The organism is Sphingobacterium sp. GW821-FHT03E03 (assembly GCF_059420745.1).
In genome coordinates this window covers 61,526-71,528 of record NZ_JBWKUH010000027.1, presented here as the reverse complement: position 1 = coordinate 71,528, position 10,003 = coordinate 61,526, and the positions used below count along the sequence as shown (strand labels likewise).

Annotated in this window: 5 protein-coding genes; all 5 read left to right on the top strand. The window is 38.7% G+C overall.

The features are described 5' to 3' along the window. Positions 1 to 825: 825 nt before the first annotated feature. The 5 genes from AC07UV_RS21620 to AC07UV_RS21600 are packed head-to-tail and all read left to right on the top strand — an operon-like array spanning position 826 to position 9,962. On the top strand, positions 826 to 2,010 hold the full coding sequence (locus tag AC07UV_RS21620; RefSeq protein WP_495185251.1) for a Pycsar system effector family protein: 1,185 nt from the start codon (positions 826 to 828) through the stop codon (positions 2,008 to 2,010). A gap of 49 nt (positions 2,011 to 2,059) precedes the next feature. Next, positions 2,060 to 4,072 carry a polyphosphate kinase 1 gene (ppk1, locus tag AC07UV_RS21615; RefSeq protein ID WP_495185250.1) on the top strand — a complete coding sequence of 671 codons (2,013 nt, stop codon included), beginning with the start codon at positions 2,060 to 2,062 and terminating at the stop codon, positions 4,070 to 4,072. A gap of 4 nt (positions 4,073 to 4,076) precedes the next feature. Continuing rightward, on the top strand, positions 4,077 to 4,973 hold the full coding sequence (locus tag AC07UV_RS21610; RefSeq protein ID WP_495185249.1) for an SdiA-regulated domain-containing protein: 897 nt from the start codon (positions 4,077 to 4,079) through the stop codon (positions 4,971 to 4,973). Between the two features lie 5 nt (positions 4,974 to 4,978). After that, positions 4,979 to 7,588, top strand: coding sequence for a BamA/TamA family outer membrane protein (locus AC07UV_RS21605; protein WP_495185248.1), 2,610 nt, complete (start codon positions 4,979 to 4,981; stop codon positions 7,586 to 7,588). 13 nt (positions 7,589 to 7,601) lie between these two features. Beyond that, positions 7,602 to 9,962 carry a GAF domain-containing protein gene (locus tag AC07UV_RS21600; RefSeq protein WP_495185247.1) on the top strand — a complete coding sequence of 787 codons (2,361 nt, stop codon included), beginning with the start codon at positions 7,602 to 7,604 and terminating at the stop codon, positions 9,960 to 9,962. Positions 9,963 to 10,003 lie beyond the last annotated feature (41 nt).

The window sequence follows — 10,003 nt, the reverse complement described above, 5'->3', positions numbered from 1 at the left end:
ACAGGCATAAAAACCGAGGCCGGAAACAGACCGCGGAGACTGCAGAAAGATAATGCAAAAGTGGAGTCTTCAAGGTCAGCAGAAATTCATCGTTTAGTTAGGGTTTAGTTAGGTTTTGTTTAGGTATAGTTTAGGTTTTGCTTAGATAAAACCTAATCAATACCTAACTGTACTCTAAATTAATAGTAAGTTATTACTAAATTAATGACAAACTTGTCCATAACAACGGGCAGCAATGGGGTAACCACGAAGACAGTTCTTTAATTTTCGAGCTATAGAACGATTGGGTTTTCATATATGCTCCAGTTCCGATCAACCTCTTGGGCAGACCTAAGCCATACCACAGTCGGGACAGCCTTGGTATAAATCCATGCTGTTTCCGTAGTGAGTCCATGGTGAGTCCGAGTCCAGCACGCTAAAACCGCACTCGCAGTACGATCTAGCATAGCTAGAATCTGCACTGAGGTACGTTCAAAGCCCGATTCGGGGCCGAACAGTTCTCCAACCGCAGCCTAAAAAACAGCAAAATAGACCAAATACTCGACCTCACTGGCCGGAATCGCAGGTTTGAAGAATAATTCAGCATCATATTACTGCTATAGCCAACCTAGTCGTTTTACTCCGGAAAACATGAGATCCACCAGATCCAGAGATATCCCTGATGGGGGTATTGACAAAGATTTTAATCATCACAAAAAAATGATTTCAGGTTCTAATTAGGAATATCCGTTTGATCTAGATTAAAAAATTACGAAAAGGGATCACTTGTATATAAGATGTTAAAGATATTGAATACTTTTATTGTAAATAAACATCATATTAGTCATGATAGATTATAACGAACTTTTAAAACAGGTAGAAGAATTTTCTAACGCTTATATTATACAGAATATCTCCTCTTGTCATTGTTTTCACAACAGCCTACATACACATTCAGTAGTACAAGCTGCAGATGAGATTTCCTCGTTTTATAAGTTAAATGACGAAGATCATTTTATAGTGATCAGTGCAGCCTACTTTCATGATTTAGGTTATGTAAAATCTGACAATGCGATTGGCCATGAAAAAAGAAGTGTAGAGATCGCTTTAGACTTCCTAAAGGATAAAGGCGTACCAGAAGAGGTAAAAGAAAAAATCAAAGGTTGTATCCTCGCCACCAGAATGCCCCAGGACCCAAACAATCTATTGGAGCAAATTCTTTGTGACGCTGACTTGTTCCATTTTGGAGGAGAGGACTTTGAAAACAGGAATAAACTGATGAAGACTGAAGCAGAGGCTGTATTAGGTAAAGAAATCGATAAGGATGTTTGGCGTGCTGGCACTATAAAACTTTTGTCAAGTCATCATTACCATACAGATTATGCCCAACAAAAGCTCAACGCAAAGAAAGAAGAGAACTTAAAAGAACTGGAGCGAAAACAGGAAAAATCCAAGGGCAAGAAAAAAGACGACAAGAAAGAAACAAAAAAAGAGAAAGATAAAAGTGTCAAACCTGAACGTGGTATAGAAACAATGTTCCGGATAACATCGTCCAACAACCAACGTTTGAGTGATATGGCTGATAATAAAGCTAATATTTTATTGACTGTTAACTCCATTATTCTATCTGTCGTTATTGCGGTATTATTTAGGAAATTGGATAGTAACGAACATCTCATCTTCCCAACGATAATTCTCACCGTCAGTGTTGTGGCAACAATGGTTATGGCCATCCTATCGACAATTCCGAAAATACCCTCTGGAAAATTCACAAAACAGGAGATTGAGAATAAAACCGTCAATCTATTATTCTTCGGGAACTTTTACAAAATGAAACTCGACGACTATAATGAAGGCATGCAAAAAGTAATGATCGATTCCGAATTTTTATACGGCATGCTTACAAAAGATGTCTATTCCCAAGGAGTCGTGCTAGGCAGAAAATATAAGTTATTACGTTATGCCTATGGCATTTTTATGTTTGGCCTGGTTATCTCTGTTATTACCTTTGTTGTTGCAACACTATTATAAATATAGATAAAGCTCCTTTAAATTCATTGCTGCTTAGATTATTTTTCAGATGCAAAAAAAAGACCTATATATCAACCGAGATATCAGTTGGCTTTCCTTCAATGACAGAGTACTTACTGAGGCTGAACGCACGGAAGTCCCGCTATTGGAAAAACTACAGTTCCTCGCCATTTTTTCCTCAAACTTAGATGAGTTCTACCGTGTACGGATGCCTGTATTGATGGCCTGGAAGAAAATTAAAAAGAAGACTAATGACCAGATCGTCCCAAATCTTGATATTGGGACTTACAAAAAGGCATCTAAAATAATCGATAAGCAACAGGAAAAATTCGGTTTCCTTTTAACTGATATCATTCATCAGTTAGCGGACGAAAATATTACACTAATCTATAATCAGGAGATTCCATTAGCGATAAAACCTCTTGTAGCTAACTATTTTTTTAATACAATAGCTTCTTATCTGCAAATAATTCCTGTAAACGAAGAGTTTTCCTTTTTCCCGATCAACAACCAGCTATATTTTGCGTTAACAGATAGGATTACGACAGAGCTGTTCATTGTCAACATACCCTCGGATCACATTAATCGTTTTTTTACCTGTCAAGCCAATAGTAAAACATATGTAGTCTTCATCGATGATATTATCAAACTATTTCTTCCAAACTTACTAAAGAAAGAAAATTTAAATTTCTATTCCTTCAAAATCACTCGGGATGCTGAACTCAATTTACAAGACGAATTTGATGGTGATATAGCGCAGAAAATAGAGGCAGAGGTCAAGAAGAGGGATCTTGGCTATGCAACTCGATTCTTACATCAACCGGGTTTTCCAAACCAAATTACCGAAAGGCTCGCCGTTCTTTTTGACTTAAGAAAAAGTAGCATTGTCGCTGGTGGATATTATCATAATTTGAAGGATTTTTTCTCTTTCCCAATAAAAAAGGGAGAATTGTCTTTTCCAAAACAGCAGCAGATAGTCGCACATCAGGACTTTGAAAATTCCATTTTTGACCAGCTCGATCAGCATGATATTTTAATCTGTACTCCTTATGAATCATTTGATCCTATTCTTCGGTTTTTTAATGAGGCAGCAATAAACCCTGATGTTGAGGAGATCCATACCACGCTCTATCGAATTGCCAGCGATTCGCATATTGCTCAAGCCTTGGCTACCGCAGCAAAGAATGGCAAAAAAGTGAATGTATTTGTTGAGTTAAAAGCACGCTTTGATGAAGCCAATAATATACATTGGTCAAGAATTATGAAAGAGCAGGGGGTAACGATCAGCTATAGTATCCCAAACCTTAAAGTGCATGCTAAAATTGCCCTTGTCAAACGAAAAGATGGAAAAGAGAGTGCATTATTCGGAACAGGCAACTTAAATGAGAAAACCGCCAAGGTATATACCGATTACTTCTTAATGACATCCAATCGCCTGTTAACAGAAGAGCTAAGCCTGCTATTTGAATTTTTACCCAACAGAAAGAAACCGAACAGCCCAACGGATATTCCATTTCAAGAGCTTTTAATTGCTCAATTCAATTTAAGGCAGACTTTTGTCACTTTGATTGATGAAACCATCGCTCAGGTAAAGATGGGCATCGTTGCTTCGATAAAAATTAAGCTAAACAATTTAGAAGAAGAATCGTTAATCAATAAATTATACGAAGCCAGTCAGGCTGGTGTGCAGGTACAATTATTGGTCAGAGGAATTTGCAGGCTTAAACCCCAGGTAAAGGGATTAAGTGAAAACATTGAAGTAAAACGGATCGTAGGGCGATATCTAGAGCATGGGAGAATCTTTATATTCCAATATGGAGAGTATACAAAGGTGTATTTAGGTTCCTCAGACTGGATGAATCGCAATATCTACCATCGGATAGAAACCTGTTTCCCGATGACGGAACCAGTCTTAGCCAGCAAGATTCAGCAGCTATTTGAAATTCAATTTGCTGACGATATTGAAGCAACTTTCCTTGATGAGACGGGGCAAAATATACCTGTAGAACATCCGATTGGCAATAAATCACAGCAACAAATTGTTGACTACTTAAACAACTGAATTCATGAAAGACGCTACACGATTAACCGCTCTTGCTTTAGGAATGATTTCCACGGTATTGCTGGCTTGTAACCCCAGTAATGCGAATAAAGAACGTACGGCTAATGTAACCGACGTTACAACAGATAAACAACAGCAACAGGCAATTCCCTATAGATTATCATCCGGCGAAAAGATAAATTTGCCCGATGAACTGCTCGAAATATCAGGTATCGCATTTCTTGAGGGACAAGACCAAGATATCTATGCCATTCAGGACGAACAGGGGCTACTTTTCAAATACAATTTGTCCACTCAAAAGCTTATATTCAATCCATTTGGAAAGGATGGTGATTACGAAGATATCGGTATTAGTAAAACGCATTTCTTTATTTTAAAGAGCAATGGGGCTGTCTATTCCTTTCCCATCACGGAGAAAGATAACATACAGACGGTCGCCGAACAAAAAGATATTTTACCCAAAGGTGAATATGAAGGGCTTTTTGTAGGCAAAACAAGTAACCTTGCCTATGTACTCTGTAAAGAATGTCGTACAGACAAAAAACAGTCACAAACTACGGGATATATTTTCTCCATTGGCGCCGATGGCAAGTTCAATCCACAAGGTGAATTTGCAATTCAGATTGATGAACTGAAAAAATTTAATCCCAAAATCAAAAAGACATTCAAACCTTCAGCCCTTGCAAAGAAAACCGATAGCAATGAATGGTACATTTTATCTTCCATTGACAAGGCCCTTGTTGTAACAGATGAAAATTTCCATGTCAAATCTATAACAACGCTGGATCCAAAGCTATTTCCGCAACCAGAAGGTATCAACTTTGATTCAAAATCCAATCTTTACATCAGTAGCGAAGCTGGCGATCAAGACAAAGGAATCATTTATAAATTTGAAAAATAATAAGCATGCAACGGGCCTTACCATTCTTTTTACTTTTTCTCGCTACACAAGCTTATTCTCAGCAGAAGAATAAGTTGAATTCGACAATCGACACACACAAAGAAAAATCTCCGATACAAGCCGTGATTAAAGACAGTACTATTGTTGTAGCAAATGCAAAGTATGGAAAGGCGGGTGGATTTAAGAAGTCATTTCTTGGAGAAAATTATCGTAGAGAATGGGCTGCCGAGACCACCTTACCTGTGTTACAGCTCTCTCGATTATACGGCGGTCTGACCCCTGTTAAACAGGGCGGAGGGATGCAATCCATTTCGCTCAGGTTGACAGACCCAACAGGTAGAGAATGGGCGCTTCGATCAGTAAATAAGCGAACAGAGTCTTTGATCCCAGTAGAATTGCATGGCACCTTTGTACAGGATGTTCTGGATGATGCAACGAGCGCACAACATCCTTATTCAGCATTGATGATTCCAGCGCTGGCTAATGCGGTGAATGTTCCACATGCACATCCCGTTATAGGAGTCGTTGCACCAGATACAATCCTTGGCGAGTATGCTCCTTTATTCGAACACACTATTGCCCTATTGGAAGAACGAGAGCCTATGGGCGACTCCGATAATAGTTCAAAGGCCGTGCGCAAGCTTCAAGAAGACAATGATGATGATTTTAAACCCAAGGCATACCTGAGGGCACGTATGCTGGATGTAATTGTAAGTGACTGGGATCGTCATGAAGATCAGTGGCGTTGGTATAATGAAAATCAGGATACTGATGATAAAGACAAGGATTATATTCCGATCCCTCGGGATCGAGATCAGGCCCTGCGTGTTACACAGGGATTTTTGATGAAAGATATTTATCAACAGTTTGTCAACCCCGTTATGCAGGGTTTTACAAAAGGCATTCCAAATATCAGATACTCCCTTTTCAAATCTAGATTTTTAAATGCACATCCAAGCAATCAGCTCTCCCACAAGGAATGGACAAAAGAAGTAAATCAGTTTGCCTCCAATTTGACAGATTCGGTACTCTGGCAATCTGTCAAAAGCTTACCACAATCATCCATCGCTATTCGGGGAGAACAGATTTTCCGCATCCTTCAAAGCAGACGCGATGCTTTGCCGGCGGCAATGGAAGAGTATTATCGTTTTATCAATAATATTGTCGATATCCATTTCAGTGATAAGAACGAAAAGGTCGAGATTGCAAGTACCCCAGATGAGGGCTTAAAAATCATTGTGTCCAAAATAAACAAAGATGGAAAGGTGACTAAAACCCTAATGGACAAGACTTATGAAAAGAACTTAACAAAAGAAATCCGATTATACCTTTCTGAAGGTCAGGACTCGGTATCCATAAATAATGTAAATTCGCCCATAAAACTGCGCATTATTGGCGATAGTCTGCCAAAGACCTATGTAATCAATAACAGCCACTCAAAAATAAAGCTCTATGAGAATACGGGCAACTCCACTTTTTTAGGAGAAAAAGGTCGAATCAGGCTACATCAAGGTAAGGACAGCTCGAATACACAGTTCGTTCCCGTCAATCTATACAACTCTTGGCTACCCTTGTTAACAGCGGGTTATAACGCTGATGATGGCTTTTCTCTCGGACTTGGCGCAGCATATACGCATCAGCGGGGTTTTAGAAAAGCTCCTTTTACCTATAAACAGCAGATTACTGTGGCCGCGGCATTCCGAACAGGGGCCTATAAAATTCATTATCGTGGCGAATGGGAAGATGTAATAGGTAATGCAGACTTCGTCATTGATGCATTAGCAAAAGCGCCCGACAATACGCAAAACTTTTTTGGTGTTGGCAACAATTCCCTATTTCTAAAAGATCAGTATGGCGCTAAATACTACCGTAGCAGATTCAATATTTTCAATGTCAATCCACTACTGAGGTGGCACCCTTCGTCTACGCTGAATTATGCTATTGGTCCCCATATCCAGTTTTATCACCTGGATCCAATTGAAAATCAGGACCGTTTTATCTTAAATCCGCAAGCGCTCCATTCTTACGATAGTGTTTCTATTACCAATGACAAAGCTTTCGTTGGACTAAATGCTTTTCTGACGCAAGATACACGTAACCGCAAGATCAATCCAAGTAAAGGATTATTTATCAAGGCAGCACTACATTCTTTTTTGGGCTTAAATAAATATTCGAGAAATTCAGGCCAACTAAGCGCAGAAATGACAGGCTATTTTAGTGCCCTGAATGAAGGCATCGTATTCGCAAATAGAGTAGGCGGGGGAACGGTGGTGGGCAATCCTACATTCTATCAATATCTATTTCTAGGAGGTCATGAGAATCTTCGTGGTTTTCGTCAATATAGATTTGCTGGCGAGCAAATGATATACAACAACCTAGAAGCCCGCGTCAAGATTCATGAGGTAAAAAGCTACGTTCTACCCGGAGAACTAGGGATCATGGGGGTGTATGATATCGGGAAAGTATGGGCAAAAGATCATAACAGTAAGACAGTCCATCAAGGATTCGGTGGAGGACTTTATTATATCATCGCCAATGCATTACCTCTTCACTTTGTGATGGCCAAATCTAATGACGGTTGGTACCCCTATTTTAGTACCGGCTTCCGTTTCTAAAAGTGTTCAATAAATGGAAATAAAGAATATACGACTAGCCAAAAGCGAAAGCAGGCTATATAATATCGAGAAGAAGCTCCATTTCGAACCTTTTTTTCGTTATCTAGAGTCATTTACCGAAGGCGATGTATCTACAGATGACATGATTCCATTATTTGCCCTAGAACGCATCAGAGAGATTGAACAGGTCAGCGGTAGGCTATGTAAGCAAAACTTAAGCGCTTATAAAGATATTTTACAGCTCATTTACAGCCTTTCAGTATCGCTAATTGATACTGACCCCAAAAGATATTGGGCACTTGCAACACCACTTGCGGAAGAAACATTTTATGGTACAGAAGCTTTTTTCGAACTCTGGAAAAATGAGCTGGAGGAACAAGATCTTCGAGATCAAATGCAAGATGGAGGCATCCTGAACAATCAGGAAAAACTGATGTATGCCCTTATTTTCGAACGGTTATATGGACTTCCTGCCAAAGAAAATAATACAATCGTCTACTATCATTTAAATGAGCAGGGCGAAATCATTGATTATTACGATTTAAATATAGATTTCAAATTTGTTGATATTAAACCAAAAAAGGAACTTCCACAATTTGATGTAGGGCTTCTGACCAAAAATGCCAATGATACCTCTTTATTCGATTGGAATATTGTTGTCAATACAATTAAGATCGAAGATTTTGAGCTATCGGGCTTTACCATCCTCACTGTCAGGAAAAGCAGTTTAGAGCATACTGTCAAGAGGATACAATCTATTTTATTGGATCTCGCAACATATAATTACCATCTCTTCCTATCAGATCTCGAAAAAATTATTGCTCCGATCTTGAAGGGTTCAGATACGGTTTTCAGCCTGTTTCCATTGTTTCAGCTAAATGGGCTACCATTTTTTGATTATTCTATTACCAACAAAAGTATTTTAATTTCGGAAACCTACGCAAACAACAGCTATACCAACATCAATCCAGAAGTCGCCAATTATCTAAAACATCCGCATCTCATCTTCTACAATACGATGGATGCTATTAAAAATACCACTTCCATTTTTGAAGAACGCATTAAGACATCCGGAGTCAGGACCTATCTATGCATTCCGTTGATACATAATCATGATTTGTCTGGCATTCTGGAAATTTACAGTCATCAACTGGATCAATTGGATAATGAAACAATACACTCTCTTCGTGAGCTTGTACCGCTACTATCCCAGTTATCACATGATATCACGACAGAATTCAAAAAACGTATTGACGAGATTATCATTAACCGATTTACAACAATACAGCCAGCCGTACAGTGGAAGTTTAACCATATTGCCGCTCAGTATATTCAAGAATTCGAAAATGACGAACAAAATGCGCATATTAAACCGGTTATTTTTGAAGAGGTATATCCTCTCTATGGTGCCATTGATGTAAAAGATTCTACAGTCATCCGTAATGCATCCATCTTAAAAGACTTTAGTTTCAAAGTAAAACAACTAGCTCTCCTCATTGACGAATTGTCTTCGGATGGTACACATCAATTAATTGTCGCTTTTTCTAAACGCGTAGATCAGATTACCGAATCGCTCGACCATATATCCTTTGATGAGTCTATGGTAAAGATTATTGAGTTTTTCAGAAAGGATGTTCAACCATTTCTCGATGAGGCGAGAAGACAATTCCCAACAAAGCTTGCCATTATCGAGCATTATGCGAGACACTTTTTTACCAATCGTGATACAGGCGAGTTTTATAGGAATGAATTTGAAACCTCTTTGCGTCAAGTAAACCATATCATCAGTAAAGAACTCAATCATTTCAACAGCTTCATTCAGGGCAATTATCCGTCTTACTTTCAAAAATTTAGAACAGATGGTATTGAGTATGATATTTATGTTGGGGAATCCATTACGCCCCAGCAACTTTTTAGTTATGAGTTTATCAATGTCTTTAGGAGGCAACAAATTATATCCATGGCCAGAATTGCCCTAAAAGCCCATCATGTGAAGCGTGATCTACCGCTTGCTCTACAGACCACACAACTTATCTTCATCAACCCGCACAGTATTGATATCAGTTTTCGGGAAGACGAACGTCGATTCGATGTAGAAGGATCATTAAATATCCGTTACGAAATCATCAAAAAAAGAATAGATAAGATCCGGATAAAACGTACAAAGGAGAGGCTTACTCAGACCAACAAAATAGCAATCGTCTATTTATCGGATGAGATTTTAGAAGACCTGAATCTAAGCATACAAGCTATCTATGATATGGGAATAATTGAAAGCACCGTAGAACATCTCAAATTGGAAGATGTGCAGGGAATTGTAGGTTTGAAGGCTATTCGTCTTACAGTAAACCTAAACTACAGAGATTTCTCCTAAATTTGTCGAAATCTCTCTTTGCAGTAGAGTGAATAAATAGG

Excerpts from the sequence above, each read along its gene's own strand:
- AC07UV_RS21610 (WP_495185249.1), top strand. The coding sequence starts at position 4,077 with ATGAAAGACGCTACACGATTAACCGCTCTTGCTTTAGGAATGATTTCC.
- AC07UV_RS21620 (WP_495185251.1), top strand. The coding sequence starts at position 826 with ATGATAGATTATAACGAACTTTTAAAACAGGTAGAAGAATTTTCTAAC.
- AC07UV_RS21605 (WP_495185248.1), top strand. The coding sequence starts at position 4,979 with ATGCAACGGGCCTTACCATTCTTTTTACTTTTTCTCGCTACACAAGCT.
- ppk1 (WP_495185250.1), top strand. The coding sequence starts at position 2,060 with ATGCAAAAAAAAGACCTATATATCAACCGAGATATCAGTTGGCTTTCC.
- AC07UV_RS21600 (WP_495185247.1), top strand. The coding sequence starts at position 7,602 with ATGGAAATAAAGAATATACGACTAGCCAAAAGCGAAAGCAGGCTATAT.